This window comes from Streptomyces caniscabiei (genome assembly GCF_014930365.1).
GTDB lineage: Bacteria > Actinomycetota > Actinomycetes > Streptomycetales > Streptomycetaceae > Streptomyces > Streptomyces caniscabiei.
Genome location: NZ_JABXWI010000004.1, coordinates 438,062 through 455,714 on the forward strand (window position 1 = coordinate 438,062; position 17,653 = coordinate 455,714).

General features: G+C 70.6%; 14 protein-coding genes. 7 read left to right on the plus strand and 7 right to left on the minus strand.

Annotated elements, in window-relative coordinates; genetic code table 11:
* The first annotated feature begins 50 nt into the window (after positions 1–50).
* Together HW837_RS13650 and HW837_RS13655 are read left to right on the plus strand one after the other, a co-directional pair.
* Positions 51–1,148 carry a LacI family DNA-binding transcriptional regulator gene (locus tag HW837_RS13650; RefSeq protein WP_045561307.1) on the plus strand — a complete coding sequence of 366 codons (1,098 nt, stop codon included), beginning with the start codon at positions 51–53 and terminating at the stop codon, positions 1,146–1,148.
* A 189-nt stretch (positions 1,149–1,337) separates the two neighbouring features.
* Entirely contained in the window at positions 1,338–2,312 is a 975-nt protein-coding gene (locus HW837_RS13655; RefSeq protein WP_045561308.1) for a GNAT family N-acetyltransferase, read from the plus strand.
* Positions 2,313–2,411: 99 nt separating this feature from the next.
* Here the strand turns inward: HW837_RS13655 and HW837_RS13660 are convergent, their stop codons facing one another.
* The 5 genes from HW837_RS13660 to hisD form a co-directional block, all read right to left on the minus strand.
* Positions 2,412–2,816: a DUF5958 family protein gene (locus HW837_RS13660; protein WP_193379651.1), complete on the minus strand. Its 405-nt coding sequence runs from the start codon at positions 2,814–2,816 to the stop codon at positions 2,412–2,414.
* Positions 2,817–3,070: 254 nt separating this feature from the next.
* Positions 3,071–4,858, minus strand: a complete 1,788-nt coding sequence (locus HW837_RS13665) for a thiamine pyrophosphate-binding protein (protein WP_045561310.1) — start codon at positions 4,856–4,858, stop codon at positions 3,071–3,073.
* 51 nt (positions 4,859–4,909) lie between these two features.
* Entirely contained in the window at positions 4,910–5,578 is a 669-nt protein-coding gene (locus tag HW837_RS13670; protein WP_193379650.1) for a ThuA domain-containing protein, read from the minus strand.
* Positions 5,575–7,185, minus strand: coding sequence for an APC family permease (locus HW837_RS13675; RefSeq protein WP_078853792.1), 1,611 nt, complete (start codon positions 7,183–7,185; stop codon positions 5,575–5,577). The genes HW837_RS13670 and HW837_RS13675 overlap by 4 nt, the downstream gene beginning before the upstream one ends.
* A 91-nt stretch (positions 7,186–7,276) precedes the next feature.
* On the minus strand, positions 7,277–8,602 hold the full coding sequence (gene hisD, locus HW837_RS13680; RefSeq protein WP_045561312.1) for a histidinol dehydrogenase: 1,326 nt from the start codon (positions 8,600–8,602) through the stop codon (positions 7,277–7,279).
* A 126-nt stretch (positions 8,603–8,728) separates the two neighbouring features.
* Between hisD and HW837_RS13685 the strand changes: the two genes are divergently transcribed.
* The gene (locus HW837_RS13685; protein ID WP_193379649.1) at positions 8,729–10,336 is read left to right on the plus strand and encodes a PucR family transcriptional regulator; all 1,608 of its coding nucleotides are present in this window, start codon (positions 8,729–8,731) and stop codon (positions 10,334–10,336) included.
* Between the two features lie 20 nt (positions 10,337–10,356).
* Here HW837_RS13685 and HW837_RS13690 read toward each other — a convergent pair whose 3' ends face one another.
* Positions 10,357–11,940: a GMC oxidoreductase gene (locus HW837_RS13690; protein WP_193379648.1), complete on the minus strand. Its 1,584-nt coding sequence runs from the start codon at positions 11,938–11,940 to the stop codon at positions 10,357–10,359.
* A gap of 231 nt (positions 11,941–12,171) precedes the next feature.
* Here HW837_RS13690 and HW837_RS13695 point away from each other — a divergent pair, with 231 nt between their 5' ends.
* Positions 12,172–13,752, plus strand: a complete 1,581-nt coding sequence (locus HW837_RS13695; RefSeq protein ID WP_045561315.1) for a GMC family oxidoreductase — start codon at positions 12,172–12,174, stop codon at positions 13,750–13,752.
* Positions 13,753–13,769: 17 nt separating this feature from the next.
* Here the strand turns inward: HW837_RS13695 and HW837_RS13700 are convergent, their stop codons facing one another.
* On the minus strand, positions 13,770–14,531 hold the full coding sequence (locus HW837_RS13700) for a DeoR/GlpR family DNA-binding transcription regulator (RefSeq protein ID WP_193379647.1): 762 nt from the start codon (positions 14,529–14,531) through the stop codon (positions 13,770–13,772).
* Positions 14,532–14,622: 91 nt separating this feature from the next.
* On the opposite strand from HW837_RS13700, the gene HW837_RS13705 reads away from it, so the two are divergent.
* The 3 genes from HW837_RS13705 to HW837_RS13715 all read left to right on the plus strand — a co-directional run bounded on the left by HW837_RS13705 (position 14,623) and on the right by HW837_RS13715 (position 17,644).
* On the plus strand, positions 14,623–15,894 hold the full coding sequence (locus HW837_RS13705) for an MFS transporter (protein WP_237270161.1): 1,272 nt from the start codon (positions 14,623–14,625) through the stop codon (positions 15,892–15,894).
* Positions 15,895–16,001: 107 nt separating this feature from the next.
* Positions 16,002–16,988: an LLM class flavin-dependent oxidoreductase gene (locus tag HW837_RS13710; RefSeq protein ID WP_045561318.1), complete on the plus strand. Its 987-nt coding sequence runs from the start codon at positions 16,002–16,004 to the stop codon at positions 16,986–16,988.
* A 35-nt stretch (positions 16,989–17,023) separates the two neighbouring features.
* The gene (locus HW837_RS13715) at positions 17,024–17,644 is read left to right on the plus strand and encodes an HAD family hydrolase (RefSeq protein ID WP_093793032.1); all 621 of its coding nucleotides are present in this window, start codon (positions 17,024–17,026) and stop codon (positions 17,642–17,644) included.
* Positions 17,645–17,653: the final 9 nt, after the last annotated feature.

Consider the following 17,653-nt stretch of genomic DNA (forward strand, 5'->3'; position numbering starts at 1 on the left):
AAAACGCCGCCGAGGCGGAGCGGTGCGTGACGACGGAGGTGGGAACCCCAGTGCAATCAACCGGCGGCTCGAAGCGGGCCACGATCGCCGATGTCGCCCACACCGCCGGGGTGTCCACCTCGGCGGTGTCGAAGGTGCTCAACAACAGCTACGGGGTGAGCCCCGCGATGCGTGAGCGGGTGCGGGCGGCGATGGCCGAGCTGGGTTACCGCCCGCACGCCGCCGCGCGGGCGATGCGAGGGCGCACGTACACACTCGGCGTGCTCCTCGCGAGCATCCGCAACGCCTTCTACTCCGATCTCCTGGACGGCGTGAACGCGGTCCTGCGGGACACCGAGTACGCGCTGTTCCTCGGCTCCAGCGGCTCGTCCGAGAAGTCCGAGAAGGAGGAGCAGACCCGGCTGATCCACGCGATGGTGGACCGGCGCATGGACGGCCTGATCCTGATCGCGCCCGCCGTCCGGCGCTCGGAGGTGGTGCGCCTCGCGGCCGAGGTGCCGACGGTGGTGATCGGCCACCACGACCCGTCACCGGCCTACGACTGTGTGGTCAACCAGGACGGCACGGGCGTCGACCTGGTGATCGACCACCTCGTCGGCCTCGGGCACCGGGACATCGCCCACCTGTCGCATCCGACGGTGCGCGGCACCCAGTGGGAGCAGCGACCCGAGCACCACGTCCGGGCCGCCTACCGCGCGGCGATGGCCCGGCACGGGCTGGCGGACCTGGCCCGGATCGTGCACTCCGGCTACTCGGACGAGGGCGGCCACCGGGGCGCGCGGGAACTGCTCACCTCCGAGCGCCCGCCCACGGCGATCTTCGCCGGCGCGGACGTCGCCGCGACCGGTGTCTTCCGGGCCGCGGCGGAGCTGGGCCTGCGCATCCCCGAGGACCTGTCGCTCGCCGGCTACAACAACACGTCGGTCGCCGCGCTGGCGCCGGTGAGCCTCACCAGTGTCGACCAGGCGGGCGCGCTGATGGGCGAGACGGCGGCCCGGCTGCTGCTGGAACGCGTCGAGGGCCGCCGCGACCGCGCGGTCGTGACGGCGTCGACCCCGCACCTGGTGACGCGGGGCAGCACGGGGGTGCCTCGGAATGGGGCGCCGGGGCTGCCGGTGCCGCTACCGCAGCCACGGCCCATCCGCTGAGGCATGGTGGAACGTGGACCGTTCCACGGCGAGAGTTGGGCGTGCCCGAAGTGACCGAGCTCGAAGCGGACGGCCACTCCCACGGCCTCGGCGGCTGACGGCTGCGGCCATCCCTCGCCCGAGGCATGCGTCCGTGGTGCGATGGGAGGGTGCGTGGTGCGATGGAAGGGGGCGGAGAGGAGGGCGATCATGCCCGCGACGAAGCGAACGAATGTCGCGGCCTCGGTGTCGGTCCGCCCGCTGGCCGAGCAGGACCTGGACCGGGCCGACGAGATCTTCAGGGTGGCCTTCGGGACCTTCCTCGGGAGCCCTGAGCCGGAGACGTTCTTCGGGAGCGCCGACTACGTCCGCACCCGCTGGGCGGCGGATCCGCACGCGGCCTTCGCGGCGACCGTCGAGGGCGAGGTCGTCGGCTCGAACTTCGCCGCCGACTGGGGCAGTGTCGGGTTCTTCGGCCCGTTGACCGTACGCCCGGACCTGTGGGACCAGGGCGTCGGCAGGCGCCTCATGGAACCGGTCATGGCCTGCTTCGACAGCTGGGAGAACCGCCATCTGGGCCTGTTCACCTTCTCGCACAGTCCCAAGCACCTGGAGCTCTACCGCCGGTACGGCTTCTGGCCCCGGTTCCTCACGGCCATCATGAAGAAACAGGTCGCCGTGAGTGCGGCGGTCCCCGGCCGTGTGCTGTACGGCGAGCTGACCGCGGCCGAGCGGCCCGACGCGCTGGGCCTCGGTCGCGCACTGACCGAAGCCGTGTACGAGGGCCTGAACATGGAGCGCGAGATCACGGCCGCACAGGAGCAGCGGCTCGGTGACACCGTCCTCCTCGACGGCGCCGACTCCGGTCTCGACGGTCTGGCCGTCTGCCACTGCGGAGCGGGGTCGGAGGCGGGTGAGGACGTGTGCTTCGTCAAGTTCGGCGCCGTACGGCCCGGCCCGGGCGCGGCGGAACGGTTCGAACGGCTGCTGGACGCGTGCGAGCAGTTGGCCGCCGAGAAGGGCCTGGGACAACTGGACGCCGGAATGAACCTGGCCCGCGAGGACGCCTACCGATCCATGGTCGACCGCGGCTTCCGTACCTGGCTCCAGGGCGTGACGATGCACAGGCCCAACGAGCCCGGCTACAGCCACCCGGCCGCGTACGTGATCGACGACTGGCGCTGACCTGCCCGCCGAGACCATCGAGGCCACCGCGCCTGCACCGCCAGCATGGCAATGCCATGTGGTTGAGCGCGGTGATCGGCGCGGCGGCGTAAGAACGCGTCATTCCCCCGTGGCGACGGGCAGGTTGTGCCACCAGTGACCGCATCCGCCGGAGCAGAAGCGGTCGCGGCGCCGTTCGTCCGCGACCGCGAGTACCGCGACCAGCAGCCGGAACGCCTTGCGACGTTCATCGACAGGAGTGAGACCGGCGATCCTGCCCAGTTGCTGGTCGATGGGGCCCCGGGTGATCAGAACCGCAGGTGTGTGCGTCGGGCGCAGCCCGGCACGCCGGATGCTCTCTGGTCCGTCCTCGGTGACGGCGCGGGCCTGCACGCAGTGATGGCGCAGGAACATGAGCACCTCGGCCTGCTCCTCCGGGCCGCAGGTGTCGAACCACTCGATGCCCTGTGCCAACGGGCGCAGACCTTGGGCGAGTTCGTTGAGGATGACGTCCCGCTCGGTCATGATCACTTCCCCTGGTCCAGCGAGGCGAATGCCTCAGCGGTGTCGTCGACGAAACCACAGAGTTGCCGCACGGCGTATCGGCGGTACTGCCGGGCGAGGGCCACCACGGCCACGACGTGGCGGCCGCCCTCGGCGAGCTGAGAACGAACTGGGAGCGGTGAGACCTTCGCCGTACGCCCCACGTGTGCGGACGCCGAACCGCCCGCGCTGCCGGGTCTCGGCGGCGCGGGCGGCGGTGGCAGGCTCGGGGCGGGTCAGAGGTGTTGCTCCGTGGCCCGGGTGCGGTGGTACTCGTCCTGGCGTTCGTCGTCGATGTACGCCGGGATCGGGAAGTCCCACCAGCCGGGGACCCAGGGGCCTGCGGCGTCGCGGTCCGTGGGCACCTCGATCACGGCGGGAGCCCCGGACTGGACCGCCTTGCGCAGGGTCGGCTCCAGGGACGCGGCGTCGTTGACCTTCCACGACTCGATCCCGAAGGCCCGGCCCATGGCCGCGAAGTCGGGGCTGTAGGGCGAACCGTCGGGGTGGGAGAACTCGGTGCCGATGTGGCGCGAGGTCTGCTTGCGCTGGCCGCCGCGGATGGACATGTAGCCCGCGTTGTTCTGGACGACGAAGATGACCGGTGCGCCGGCGGTGACGCTCAGGGCGATTTCCTGGGAGGTCATGAGGAAGTCGCCGTCGCCGAGGACGCACACGACCGGGCTGTCCGGTCGGGCGAGCTTGGCGCCGACGGCCGCCGGGATGGCCCAGCCCATGGAGGAGAAGCCACCGGAGGTGAGGTGGGTGCGCGGGGAGTAGACGGGGAAGGTCTGCTTGACCGCCCCCTGGGTGTTGCCCGACCCGGCGACGATGATCGCGTCGCGCGGGAGGACGGAGCGCAGGGCGCCGAGCGGGCGCTGCGAGGTGAACGGGAAGCGGTCGCTGTCGCGGCGGCCGGCGAGCCTCTCCTCCCAGTCCTGCTTGAGCCGGGCGAGTTCGGCGAGGTACTCGGAGCGGTCGACGCCCTTGGAAGGGAGGGAGTCGACGATGGCGGCCACGGCGCGCTGCGCGTCGGCGACGATGCCCACTTCGGCGGGGTAGTTCTTGCCGATCTCGTGGGGGTCGATGTCGATGTGGATGAGCTTGGCGGGCGGGATGGAGAAGCTGATGCCCTTGGCGTAGCTGGAGGCGGACCAGTCGGTGAAGCGGCAGCCGACCGAGATCACGACGTCTGCGGAGCTGGCGATGGCGTTGCCGGTCATCGTGCCGGTCTGGCCGACGCTGCCGGCGAACAGTTCATGGTCCTCGGGGAAGGCGCTCTTGCCGTTCCAGGTGGTGACGACCGGGATCTGCCACCGCTCGGCGAGCGCGAGGACCTGGTCGGACGCCTCGGAGGTGATCGCACCGCCGCCGACCACGATGACCGGCCGGGTGGCCGCGCGCAGCACGTCGACCGCACGCTCCACGGCTTCCGGGTCGGGGTGCTGGCGGCCGACCGGGATGCGCCGCTCCAGGTCGTGGAGCTGCACGTCCGCGGCTTCGGCCTGGACGTCCATGGGGATTTCGAGGTGCACCGGGCCGGGGCGGCCGGTCAGCATGGAGTTGAAACAGCGGTGCAGGACGAAGGGGAGTTCCTCGACCCGGGTGACGACCCAGTGCCGTTTGCTGACGGCCTCGGCCACCTTGGGGAAGTCGTTGGCCGTGTAGCGGTCGAGTTCCTGGAGGAGTCCGTGGCCGCGCATGTGGGTCGGCGGGCCGCCCGTGACGACGAGGACACTCGTGGAGTCCGTGAACGCGGTGCCCATGCCGATGACGGTGTTGCTCGCGCCTGCGCCGATGGAGGTCACCGCGGCCTGCGGGCGGCCGGTGACGCGGTAGTAGCCGTCGGCGAGGTGGACGGCGCTCTGCTCGTGGAAGGTCTGGATGAAGGGGATCCTGGACTCGTCGTCGAGGAAGGCGTCGGTCAGTGACCAGATGCCGTGGCCGGGGATGCCGGCGACGACGTCGACCCCGTAGTTGCGCAGGGTCCGCGCGACGATCTGGCCTCCGGTGAGGACGGGCATGGTGGGTTTCCGATCAGCTCGGGTCGGACGGTGGGATCAAGGACCGTGGGATCAGGCGTTCTGACGGGCGGCCCAGGCGAAGCCCTGGGTGCACAGGCGGGTGACGTCCGGGTTCTGGAGGTCGTCGAGGTCGTGTCCGACCGCGCTGTAGAAGACGCGGCCCTGCCCCCACGTGCGGGTCCAGGCCTGGGGGATCGTTTTTCCCTCCAGCCACGGCAGGTGTTCACCGGTGAAGGCGGTCTCGGCCAGGACATGGTTGTTGGGGTCGACGGACATGTAGTACTGCTCCGAGGCGACCCGGAAGTCCTTCACCCCGGCGGTGATCGGGTGGTCGGCGTCCGTGACGGTGACCTCGTAGGGATACTTCACGCCCTCGCCGGCGGGGTGTTCGAGGAAGCTGCCGCCGAGCAGCCAGTGGTACTTGAGGCTGGTACGGAACGCGGCGGCCGCGCCGTGCCAGGCGGCGATCCCGGTGCCGCTCTCCACCGCGCCCAGCAGGTTCGACTCCTGCGCGGCGGTCAGCCCCTCCGACAGCAGGGCGTTGTTCCAGTTGAGCGCGATCAGGTCGTAGCCGGTGAGGTCGGCGTCGAGGCAGAAGATGTCGTTGGTCTCGTCGACCTCGTAGCCGAGGTTCTTGAAGATCGGGAGGGCCCATTCCTCGGCCACCTGGTAGGGCTTGTGCCCCGGCCAGCCTCCGTACAGATACAGGACTCGTGTCATGCGGGGTTCCCTCCGGTCGTGCTCTCCAGGGCCGCGGCACGGCTGCGCAGGCGCTCGGCCACCTCCATGGCGTCGCCTTCCGGCGCGGTGGACTTGCGCTCAGGCTTCGCGGTCAACAGGTAGACCAGCCCCACGGCGGAGACGACGAGGAAGCCGATGAGCGCGATCCACCGGTCCATGAACGGGGTTGCGGAGTCGCCGGTGGGCCAGGCGAGCAGAACCATCCCGAGCAGGCCGTAGGCCAGGGCCGCCACGTTCACCACGAGACCCCAGCGGCCCAGCGTCCAGGCCCCGGCGGGACGCCAGCCCTTCAGACGCATCCGCAGCGCGGCCAGTACGACCATCATGAACGCGGCGTATCCGGCCAGCATCTGGAACGCCACTATCTTGGTGAGGGAGTCGGGCGTGAAGTACACGAACACGAAGATCACCAGCGGCAGGACGTTCACGGCCAGCAGCGCGTTCATGGGGACGCGGTGCTTGCGGGTGATCTGCGAGAAGACGCGGGACCCCGGGAACATGTCGTCGCGGGCGAAGGAGAAGACGATCCGGCTCGCGGCGGCCTGCTGGCTCATCACGCCTGCGATGAAGGACGTGATGATGACCGCGAGGACCATCTTCGTGCCCACGATGCCGAGTGAGCTCTGCAGGATCGAGGGGATCGGGTTGGTGTCCTCGCCCGAGAGGATCGAGCCGAGGTCGGGAGCGGCGAGGGCGTACCCGACGAACGCGAGGAGAGCGGCCACTCCGCCGACGGCCACGGTCAGCTGCATGGCCCGCGGGATGCTGCGGGAGGGGTTGGGGACCTCCTCCGCGATCTCGCCGCACGCCTCGAAGCCGTAGAAGAGGAAGAGGCCGACGAGAGAGGCGGCGATGAAGGCCATGAAGTAGCTGTCGTGGGTGGAGCTGCTGGTCTGGAAGAAGATCGAGACGGAGTTGTGCCGCTCGAAGATCAACAGGTAGAAGCCCACGAGAACGATGCCGATCAGCTCGGCCGCGAGTCCGATCTTCGAGATCAGCGCCAGTGTCCGGGTGCCGAAGCAGTTGCAGATCAGGCAGAGGACGGTCACGGCGATCGCGATCCACAGGCGCTGGGTGGGGGTGGAGCTGATGCCGGGCTCGTCGGCCGTTCCGGCGAAGAGGCTGGCCACGAAGTCCGAGCTGAACAGGGCGGTGCTGGTGATGCCGATGGTGATGCAGCAGATGTACGTCCAGGCGTTGAACCAGGCGTAGCGCCCGTTCCACAGCCGTCTGACCCACTGGTAGAGCCCACCCGCGAGCGGGAACTGCGAGACGACCTCCCCGAAGACCAGCGCGACCAGGAACTGTCCGCCCCCGACGATGCCGATCCAGAAGACGGACGGCCCGCCGCCGGTCGCCAGTCCGACCGCGAAGAGGGCCACGACGCCCACGAGGGGCGAGAGGTAGACGAAGCCCAGGGCGAAGTTCGCCCACAGGCTGACCTTTCTGTCGAACTTCTGCTCATAGCCGAGTACGGCGAGCATTTCCGCGTCCGCGGCCGAGGAGGCGGGGCTCCCGCCCCCGTCCGCTGGGCCTACGGGGGTGGATCTGGGCGCCGTGTGCGCCTCGTTGTCGGTGGCTGACATGACCATCTCCATGGGTCGAAGGGGAGGTACTCCTTGTCGAACTGCCGCGCCGCTTCAGCGGTCCGGCGTAAGTCGCGATCCATCACGCGGATCAGCACTGCTCGAAGGTGTGGTCGGCCCAGTCCAGCGGTGCCGTTCCGTAGCGCGCGGCGCGGACGTCCCCCGAGCGCGCGTGTCCCTCGAAGTTCTCGATGCGTGAGGCCCTGCCGCAGATCTCGCCGAGCCGGGCGCTGGAGGCGGCGTCCCTGACCTCCTGGTAGGTCACGGTCTTGAGGTACTTGCCGACCCAGAGGCCGCCGGTGTAGCGGGCCGCGCCCAGGGTGGGGAGCACGTGGTTGGTGCCGATGACCTTGTCGCCGTACGCGACGCAGGTCTTGTCCCCGAGGAACAGGGCGCCGTAGTTGCGCATCCGGTGCAGTGCCTCGCGGGGCTCGGCGGTGAGGATCTGGACGTGCTCGCTGGCGTACTCGTCGGCGAGTGCGTAGGCGGCGTCCAGGCTGGGGACCACGATCACCTCGCCGTGGTCGCGCCAGGCCCGGCCGGCGACCTCTCCGGTGGACAGGTCGGGCAGCAGCCTGTCCACCCAGGCGATGGTCCGCGTGCCCACCTCCTCTGACGTCGTGATGAGGACCGTCGGGGAGTCGGGCCCGTGTTCGGCCTGGGACAGCAGGTCCGTCGCCACGACGAACGGGTCCGCGGTCTCGTCCGCGACGATCAGCACCTCCGTCGGCCCGGCGAAGAGGTCGATGCCGACCTCGCCGAACAGCTGGCGCTTGGCCTCCGCCACGTAGGCGTTGCCGGGGCCGGCGAGCATGTCGACGGCGTCGATCGTCTCGGTGCCCAGTGCCAGGGCGGCCACGGCCTGGACGCCGCCCATGACGTGGATCTCGTCGGCACCGGCCAGGTGCATCGCGGCGATGCTGACGGGTGGCGGCGCGCCGCGGTCGGGCGGGGTCGTCGCGGCGACCCGTTCGACACCGGCGACCTTGGCGGTCAGGACGGTCATGTGGGCCGACGCGGTGAGGGGGTAGCGGCCGCCGGGCACGTAGGCGCCGGCGGCGCCGATGGGGATGTTGCGCTGCCCCAGGAACACTCCGGGCAGTGTCTCCACCTCGAAGGCGGTGAGGGAGTCGCGCTGGGCCTGGGCGAAGCCCCGGACCTGCTTCTGGACGAACCGCAGGTCGTCGAGGACCGTCTCGGGGACGGAGGAGACGACGGAGGCGATCTGGTCGGGACCGAGCCGGTAGGACTCGGGGCTCCAGTCGTCGAACTTCTGCGACCAGCGGCGTACGGCGGCGTCGCCGTTGGCCCGTACGTCGGCGATCACGTCTGCGACGGTCTCGACGATTTCCGGACGGCTGGTCCGTGCCGTCTTCACGGCGACCGGAGCCTTGATGATCTTGTGTTGGGCTGACACTCCGCACTCCTTGTAGGGGTCGTGTCTGCGGGCTTGACCTGAAGTCTGGGGAACCAAGGAGAGGGAAGACAGGCACAGTGTGTGCAATATTGGCTGTGCAACGTGCACATATCGAGGTAGTGGTTCATGGCTGAGATCCTGACGGTTCGCGCCGCACTGGAGTTGGAGGTGTTCACGCGCACCACCGTGCGTGTGTACGCCGGGGAGAGGAATCTCGACCGTCCCGTGCGCTGGGTGCACACCGGCGAGATCCCGGACATCCATCGCTTCCTCACAGGTCAGGAGATGCTGCTGACCGCCGGCCTCGGCATGGGCGCGACGGCGCTGGAGCAGCGGGCTTTCATCCGACGGCTGGCGGACGCCCACGCGGCCGTCCTCGTCGTCGAACTGGCCGGGCGCATGTTCGACTCGATGCCGGAGGCCGTGATCGAGGAGGCGGAGGCGGTCAGCCTGCCCCTGGTGGGACTCGCCGACGAGATCCCGTTCGTCGAGACCTCGGCCCAGGTCCACGAGGTCCTGGTCGGGATGCGCGTCAAACAGCTGATCGCGGAGGAGGCCACCAGCCAGGCGTTCATGGACCTGCTGCTGGCGGACGAGGACTACGTCGGCGTGGTCAGGGAACTGGCCCGCCGCACCGGGCACCCCGTGGTGCTGGAGGACGTCGCCCACCAGATGCTGGCGTACGGGGGCGCGACGCCGGAGGCCGACCAGGTCGTGGACGAGTGGAGCGCGCACTCCCGGGCGATCCACGAACGCCACCCCTCGCTCCCGGCGCAAGGACCCGGGGTCCCCACCGCCGCGGCGGCCTCGTTCCGCGAGGTCGCGCCGTGCGCCCGCCAGCCCGTGGTGCTCCGCGGCGAGTCATGGGGCTGGCTGCACCTTCTGCACGGCGGACAGCGCCCGAGCCCGCCCGAACTGCGCACCCTGGAGCGGGCAGCCGCGGCCGTGGCGATCTCGCTGCTGAGCGAGCGGGAGAGCGGCGCCCGCGCCTCCCAGCGCCAGACGGCACTGCTCAACCGGCTCCTGCTCGGCGACATCAGCGGAGAGCGGTTCGTGACTCTCGGCCTGGCGCTCGGCCAGGATCTGCGCGGACGGGATCTGATCGTCGTCACGGCCTGGGCGGGGGACGAGGAGCCGACGAAGGACCACCTCCTCGCCCGTCTGCTGCAGGAGGCCGGCTGGCCCGCCGTCGTGGGCGACACAGGCGACTTCGACGTGGCGGTGGTGGGCCTGCCCGCCCGCGCCGACGCCACGCGCGTGCGGACCCTGCTGGCCGATCACGGGACACGGGCCGGCATCAGCCGGATCGTGGAGCCGGCGGTTCTTCCGCTGGCGCTGCGCCAGAGCCGCAGCGCGGCGTCCGTCGCGGCCGCGGCCTCGACCGCGGAGGTGCGTCATTTCGACGATCTGGGCGCGTTGCGCCTCCTCGTCGCGCTCTCCGAGGGGCCCGAGCTCAGACGGTACGTCGAGGACGAACTCGGGCCGCTCCTCGAGCACGACGCCCTGGTGAGGAACCCCCTCCTGCCCACCCTGCGCGCCTTCCTCGACTGCGGTGGCAACAAGGCCCGGGCGGCGGAGGGTCTCTTCATCCAGCGCCGCACGCTCTACCACCGCCTCGACAGGCTCTCCGAGATCCTCGGCCTCGACCTCACGCAGGTCAGCAACCAGCAGCGGCTGCAACTGGCCGTACGCGGACACGATCTGCTGCGCAAGCCGACGCTGCGGCGGACCTGACCGTCCTCGCCGCCACGACGTCAGCCCTTCGTCGCCCTGGCGAGGGACGGGGCGATGCGCAGGGCGTTCGCGCCGATCGTCAGAGCCGGGTTGAGCGCCGCGGAGGACGGGAAGAACGACGAGTCGGCCACCCAGAGGTTGTCGACGTCATGGCTGCGGCAGAGGGGATCGAGCACGCTCTGGGCCGGGTCGTGACCCGCCACGGCCGTGCCACACATGTGGGAGTTGGTCTCGATCCCCATGCGCTGGGTGAAGATCAGCGGATAGCCGGCCTTGCGGACCGCCCGGGTCACCCGGCGCACGAGTTCGTGGTGGGGGGCGAGGTTGGTCGGCGTCCAGTCGATGAGGATGCGGTCGCCGTCCACGCGCACCCGGTTGTCCCGGGACGGGAGGTCCTCGGTGGTCAGGTAGATGTCGAGACTTCTGGCCGCCATGAGCTTCAGGGCCCAGTTCGGCGCCCACGGGCGCGCGGGCTTGAGCATGGGGGCCTGCAACTTGCCCAGCATCTGGAGGTTCCCGAGCGGGAAGCGCGTCCCCGGCCCGGCTTCGTAGAAGTCGTTCAGGCCGAGCGTCTTCTGCCACTGCGTGGGGTTGGTCCGCAGCGGGTCGACCCCGACGAAGAACGTGCTGTTGTGGACCATGTAGTTGCGGCCCAGCAGTCCGGAGGAGTTGGCGAGTCCCCGGGGGTGCGCGTTGTCGGCCGAACGCAGCAGCAGCGCGGCCGAGTTGACGGCACCTCCGGCGAGGGCGAAGGTCTTGGCGTTGACACGGATGATCCGGCCCTCGTGCCGTGCCTCGGCGGCGACGACCTTTCGGCCGTCGGGCGAAGTGATCAGGCGGATGATCTCCGCGCCCGTGAGGATCCTGACGCCGTCGCTCAAGGCGGGGAGCAGAAGCCGGTTCTCGGCGTCGGACTTCATGCCCGTCCCGTCCGGGCAGCCGTCGGCGGTCGTCACGGCGGCGCGGTCGGCCTGCGTGCTGATGTTCAGGGCGTTCGGTGTGTGGAACGGGTGCAGGCCCTGCCGGCGCAGCGACCGGGAGAACCGCTCGATCTCCGGTTCGTGCTGGAGTGCCGGATACGGGTAGGGCTTGGAGCGGGGCGGCTCGGTCGGGTCCTCACCGGTCTGACCGTGAACCTGGAGCAACTCCTCCATGGCGGTGTAGAAGGGCTCCAGGTCCTCGTAGGCGAAGGGCCAGGCACGCGAGACACCTTCGTGATGTTGCACCTCGGTGAAGTCGCTGCGCCGGAAACGAGGCAGCATCGCGCCGTAGAAACGGGTGTTTCCGCCCACCCAGTAATAGACACCCGGCGCGAACGGCTCGCCGGTGCTGCCGTCGTACCAATAGCCGGCGTTCTTGTACCGGCGCTTGATGTACATCTCGGCCGGCTGCGAGTTCTCGGGTTCGCGCGGAAGGAAACGTCCGCGTTCCGCGACGAGCACGTCGAGACCGGAGTCCTTCAGCGCCCAGGCCAGCGAGGACCCGCCCATGCCGGAGCCGATGATCAGGACATCCGTGCTGATCTCCTCGGCGGTACCTGGGGAAACGAAGGCCTCGGGCCGCAGCTCCGGGGGTGTGTAATCCTGACGGACCGGATGGGACATGTGTGGGAATCCCTTGGGCGCTCGGGTACGGGAGGCGAGAAGTGATGCTCCTTGCCGCGATGGTTCCAGGAGAGCCTAAGCAGCGGCATGGACCCAACACATGCACGGAATGCGTAATGACTGCCGCCTGAGTTACTCACCTCGTGCATGTACCCGGCATGCCCGGCCTCTCTAGCCTCTCCGAGAACCATCAGGCGCCGATCAGGGCGACCAGAGTTCCACGGAGGCGAAATGGACAGGGAATCGTACGACTACGTGGTCGTCGGGGCCGGATCGGCCGGTTGTGCGGTGGCGGCCCGGCTGTCCGAGGATCCGGCTGTCACGGTCGCGCTGATCGAGGCGGGGCCGCCGGCCCGGGGCCGCCTCTTCGAGATCCCCGCGCTGTTCTCGCAGCAGCTCAAGACAGCGTTCGACTGGGACTTCGAGACGGAACCCGAGCCGCAGCTCGCGGGGCGCCGCGCCTACCTGCCCCGTGGCCGCGTGATCGGCGGCACCAGCTCGATGAACACCATGCTGTACGTGCGCGGGCACCGCTACGACTACGACACATGGGAGCGGCTCGGCAACCCGGGCTGGGGGTACGACGACGTCCTGCCGTTCTTCAAGAAGTCCGAGGACAACGAGCGCGGAGCCGACGGCTTCCACGGCGTCGGCGGCCCTCTCACCGTCAGTGACCCCCGCTCCGTCCACCCGCTGCTGACGGCATGGGTCGAGGCCGCTCAGGACGCGGGGTACAAGCACAACCCGGACTTCAACGGAGCCGAGCAGGAGGGCGTGGGCTACCACCAGGTCACGCAGCGAGGCGGCCTGCGGTGCAGCAGCGCGATCGCCTTCCTGGAACCGGCCGCCGGTCGTGCGAACCTCACCGTGCTTCCCTCGACGACCGCCCTGCGCCTGAGCTTCGACGGTTCGCGGGCCACCGGCCTGGAGGTCGACCACCTCGGAACCGTCCGGACCATCCATGTCGACCGTGAGATCGTGCTGTCCCTCGGGGCCTACAACTCTCCCCACCTGCTCCTGCAGTCCGGTGTCGGACCGGCCGACGAACTGACCGCGGGCGGGATCACCCCGCTGCACGACCTGCCGGACGTCGGCAGGAACATGCAGGACCACACCGGGTGCTTCATCAGCTTCTTCAGCGACACCGAGCCGCTCCTGGGACCGGACACCTCCGCGGAGGAGCAGCAGCTGCGCCGCCAGGGCACCGGCCCGCTGGCCTGGAACGAGACCGGCGGCTTCTTCAGCTCCAGCGACGACCTCCCCGCCCCGGACATCCAGGTCCACGCCGCGCTGGGGATCGTCCGCGACGAGGGTCTCGCCGCGCCGCTGGAGCCCGGAATGTCGTTCGGGCCCTACGTGGCGCGGCCCGCGAGCCGAGGCTCGGTGCGGCTGCGGCACTCCCACCCGTACGCCAAGCCGCGCATCTTCCACAACTACCTCGACGACCCCGACGACCGCCGACGCCTGCGCGAGGGTGTGCGCCTGTGCATGCGCATCGCCCGCGAACAGCGGCTGACGTCCCTGCTGCGGTCGGACCTGCGCGGTGCCGCCGACGCCGGACTCGCCCCGCTGTCGGACAGCGACCAGGACATCGACGACTTCATCCGCACCCAGTCGTTCTCCTTCTACCACCCGTCGGGCACTTGCATGATGGGCAAGGTCGTCGACCACGAACTCCGGGTGCGCGGGCTGGAGAACGTCCGCGTGGCGGACACGTCGATCATGCCGACCCTCGTCACCGGGAACACCAACGCCCCCGCCATCATGATCGGCGAGAGGGCGGCCTCGTTCGTCCGTGCGTCGGCCGGCTGACGTACGGACGAACGAGGTCAGACGGTCCGGACGACGGTTCCCCCGGCTTCGAGCGCGGTGACCTCGTCGGCGACCGCGGAGGCGTCGGTGACCAGGGTGTGCACGAGGGTGGCCGGGCCGACGTGGGCGTAGGCGGTGTGGCCGAGCTTGCTGCCGTCGGCTGCGGCGATGACGCGGCGGGAGGAGGCGACGGCCGCCTTCTTCACCGCGGCGTCGTCGAGGTCGTAGGCGGTCACACCGTCGGCCGCGGTCAGTCCGCAGCAGCCGATGACGGCGGTGTCGAAGCGCAGGGCTGCCAGGGAGGCGAGGGTGAGGGGGCCGGTGAGGGCCCCCTCGGCGGCGCGGGGCTGGCCGCCGGGCACGACCAGAGTGGCCGGGCCGGGTGCCGCGCCGAGCAGGTGGATTGCCTGGAGGGACAGGGGCATCACGGTGACGGGCCGTTCGCGCAGGAGGCGGGCGACCTCCAGACAGGTGGTGCCGCTGTCCAGCAGGACGCTCTCACCGTCGGCGATGAGAGCGGAGATCTCCGCGGCGATCCGGCGTTTGGCGTCGACCGCCTCGTGGGCGCGCAGCGCGAAGGGGGGCTCCTCGCCCCGGAGCAGCAGGGTGCGCGCCCCGCCGCGGACGCGTTCGAGGACTCCCTGGGCGGCGAGGACGTCGAGGTCGCGGCGGATGGTCATCTCCGAGGCGCCGGTCAGCTCCGCCAGTTCCTGGACCGTGACACCTCCGGAGTCCCTGACGGCCTTCGCGATCAGCCCGTGGCGGTCTGCGTTGCTCATGCCGCGATTGAACACCACCTGTGAAATGAACAACAAGACTGTTGGATTAGGCTTGTTTCAAACATCCATCCTGTTCGTTATGGTGGTCGGCATGGAACGTTCCCTGCGAGCCGCCCGCGTGGCGACCTATGTCTACTTCGTCCTGTACGGCACCTTGCTGGGCACCTGGGTGGTGCACATTCCCGCGATCGAGGAACGCGTGGGCATCAGCCACGCCGCGCTCGGCGGCCTGCTGGTGGTGCTCGGGCTCGGGGCCTTCGCAGGCATGCAGGTGGCCGGACCGCTGACCGACCGCCTCGGCACCCGTGTCGTGGTGCCCGCCGGCGGCGTCCTGTGCGGCACGACCCTGTTCCTGCCCGGTCTCGCCCACGATCCGTGGACGCTGGCCGCCGCGCTGCTGGTCTTCGGGCTGTGCAACGGCTGCCTGGACGTGAGCATGAACGCCCACGCCGTGCATGTGGAGAAGGCGTACGGCCGCCCCGTCATGTCCGGCTTCCATGCCACGTTCTCCGTCGGCGGTGTCCTCGCCGCCCTCGCCGGAGCGGGCACCGCCGGCGCCGGCTTGAACCCGGCCGCGGCCATGGCCGTCATGGGAGTCCTGGGGGTCGGCGTCGCCCTGGCCGCGGCACGCGCCCTGCTGCCTGCCGCACCCGGCCCTGAGGCCCGCGCCTCCACACCCGAGAACGGGACGTCACCGGCCGCCGAGGGCGGCGACACCAGGGGCCGGGTCCGGCTGCTGGCCGTCCTGGCGCTGATGGTCATGCTGTGCGAGGGCGCCGCCAATGACTGGAGCGCCCTGCGCCTGAAGGACGTCATGGGTGCGTCCGCCGGCACGGCGGCCTTCGCGTACGGCACCTTCGCCGCGGCCATGACCGTCGGCCGACTGCTCGCCGACCCCTTCGCCGCCCGGTTCGGTTCCCCGGCGATCCTGCGCAACGGCGCGGCCATGGCCGCCGCCGGCATCACCCTCGTGGTCCTCGGCCCGGGAATGTGGGCCGTGTTCACCGGCTGGGCGCTGTTCGGCCTGGGCCTGTCCGGCTGTGTCCCGCAGCTCTTCAGCGCGGCCGGGCACGCCGACCCCGCCGCAGCGGGGGCCAACGTCTCCCGCGTCGCCGGACTCGGCTACGTCGGCATGCTCGCCGGCCCCGCCGTGATCGGCTGGCTGACCCACCTCGTCGCCCTCGACCACGCCTTCGTCCTGTTGATCCTGCTGTGCGTGACCACCGCCGTAGGTGCCCGCGTGCTGCGCACCGGCCCCGACCTCATCCGCCAGGCGGAGACGGAGACGGCCGACCAGCCCCGCCAGGCCGAGACAACCGCCGCTCGCACGCGCCGGTGCGAGATGGCGGCCGGCCACCACTGACCGCTTGTGCGGCACGGTCCTCCCTGACACGCCCGTGCCGCACGAGCTCCCCTCTCCCGGTCACCAGGGCCGGGCACGAAGCCCTCAGCCGACCGAAGGAGCCCCCGATGTCCGAGTCCCCCGCACACCCCGCCCGCGGCCGTGTCGGTGTCATGCTGCCGCTCGATCTTCCCGTCGGTCAGGTGCTGCCCTACGTCCGGCGGGCCGAGGAATTGGGGTTCGACCAGGTCTGGGTGGTGGAGGACCTCGGCTGGCGCGGCGGCGTCGCCCAGGCGGCCACGGTCCTGGCCTCCACCACGAACCTCACCGTCGGGATCGGGATCATGCCCGCCGGCGCCCGCAACGTGTGTTTCGCCGCGATGGAACTGGCCACCCTCGCCCAGCTCCATCCCGGCCGGCTCATCGCGGGCATCGGACACGGCATGCCCGGCTGGATGCGCCAGGTCGGGTCCTGGCCCGCCAGCCCCCTGACACTGATCAAGGAGTACGCGCGAGCGCTCCGCCTGCTCGTCGCCGGTGAGCCCGGTCCCGAGAACGGCCGATACGTACGCTGCGAGGGCGTGGTCCTCACCGAGATCCCGGACACCGTGCCCCCGGTGATCCTGGGCGTCCGCGGTCCCAAGTCGCAGGCCGTCGCGGGCGAGGTCGCCGACGGACTCCTCCTGGCCGAGCCCGCCGCACCCGCCTACATCACCGCCTCCCTGCGCAACCTGGGCCCCTTCGCGAACCCCCGGGAGATCGTCGTCTACGACGCCGCGGCCGTGGACGACGACGAGGAAGCCGCCCTCGACCGCGTCCGCACCACCCTTGAGTCGGTCGGCGAGCCGCAGTGGGCCGCGCACATCGACCCCCTGCCCTTCGCCGAGGAACTGCGCGCACACCGCTCCGCCGGCCCCGACGGGCGGCACTTCGCCCGGACGATGCCCGCGGACTGGGTCCGCGCGCTGACCGTCGCCGGCACCCCCGACCAGGCCCGCGCGGCGATCGAGGCGCGCCACGCCGCCGGCGCGACCGGCGTCGTCCTCGCCCCAGCGGGCCCCGACCGCCTGGGCGCGCTGGACTCGCTCGCCCGCGCCCTGCCCCACCGCCACTGACCCGAACGCCCCGAGACCGCGAGGGAACCGACCTCATGACCACCGACCGCCGCCGTATCGTGCTCTTCGACCTCTTCGGGGTCATCGCCCGCCACCAGCGCCCGGGCGCCCTGGAGAGGATGGCCGCTCGCTGCCAGGCACCCGCCGACGCCTTCACCACGGCCTACTGGACCCACCGCCCGCCCTACGACGCCGGTCGGCAGACCGCTTCCACGTACTGGACCGACGTCCTCCACGCACTGTCCCGCCCCGCCGACGCCGACACGATCGAAGAGCTGCGGCTCACCGACATCGACAGCTGGTCCCGCGTCGACGACTCCATGGTCACCTACGCTCGGAGCCTGCGGGACCGCGCCCGGGTCGCACTCCTGTCCAACATTCCCGCGGACCACGCGGACGCCTTCCTGGCTGCCCAGCCCTGGCTGCGCGACCTCGACCACCTCGCCTTCTCCGGAAGGATCGGTGCCGCCAAGCCCGACCCGGCCGCCTTCCAGTACTGCGTCGTCGCCCTGCAGTCCGTTCCCGCCGACTTCCTGTTCGTCGACGACCGTGAGGAGAACGTCCGCGCGGCCCGGGCGGTCGGCCTGAACGGGCACGTCTTCCAGAGCCGGGAAGAACTCACGACAGTCGTCGACGCGTGGCTGCCGGTTCGTTGAACACCGTTG

Excerpts from the sequence above, each read along its gene's own strand:
- HW837_RS13655 (WP_045561308.1), top strand. The coding sequence starts at position 1,338 with ATGCCCGCGACGAAGCGAACGAATGTCGCGGCCTCGGTGTCGGTCCGC.
- HW837_RS13660 (WP_193379651.1), bottom strand. The coding sequence starts at position 2,816 with ATGACCGAGCGGGACGTCATCCTCAACGAACTCGCCCAAGGTCTGCGC.
- HW837_RS13665 (WP_045561310.1), bottom strand. The coding sequence starts at position 4,858 with ATGCCCGTCCTCACCGGAGGCCAGATCGTCGCGCGGACCCTGCGCAAC.
- HW837_RS13670 (WP_193379650.1), bottom strand. The coding sequence starts at position 5,578 with ATGACACGAGTCCTGTATCTGTACGGAGGCTGGCCGGGGCACAAGCCC.
- HW837_RS13675 (WP_078853792.1), bottom strand. The coding sequence starts at position 7,185 with ATGTCAGCCACCGACAACGAGGCGCACACGGCGCCCAGATCCACCCCC.
- HW837_RS13685 (WP_193379649.1), top strand. The coding sequence starts at position 8,729 with ATGGCTGAGATCCTGACGGTTCGCGCCGCACTGGAGTTGGAGGTGTTC.
- HW837_RS13690 (WP_193379648.1), bottom strand. The coding sequence starts at position 11,940 with ATGTCCCATCCGGTCCGTCAGGATTACACACCCCCGGAGCTGCGGCCC.
- HW837_RS13695 (WP_045561315.1), top strand. The coding sequence starts at position 12,172 with ATGGACAGGGAATCGTACGACTACGTGGTCGTCGGGGCCGGATCGGCC.
- HW837_RS13700 (WP_193379647.1), bottom strand. The coding sequence starts at position 14,531 with ATGAGCAACGCAGACCGCCACGGGCTGATCGCGAAGGCCGTCAGGGAC.
- HW837_RS13705 (WP_237270161.1), top strand. The coding sequence starts at position 14,623 with ATGGAACGTTCCCTGCGAGCCGCCCGCGTGGCGACCTATGTCTACTTC.
- HW837_RS13710 (WP_045561318.1), top strand. The coding sequence starts at position 16,002 with ATGTCCGAGTCCCCCGCACACCCCGCCCGCGGCCGTGTCGGTGTCATG.
- HW837_RS13715 (WP_093793032.1), top strand. The coding sequence starts at position 17,024 with ATGACCACCGACCGCCGCCGTATCGTGCTCTTCGACCTCTTCGGGGTC.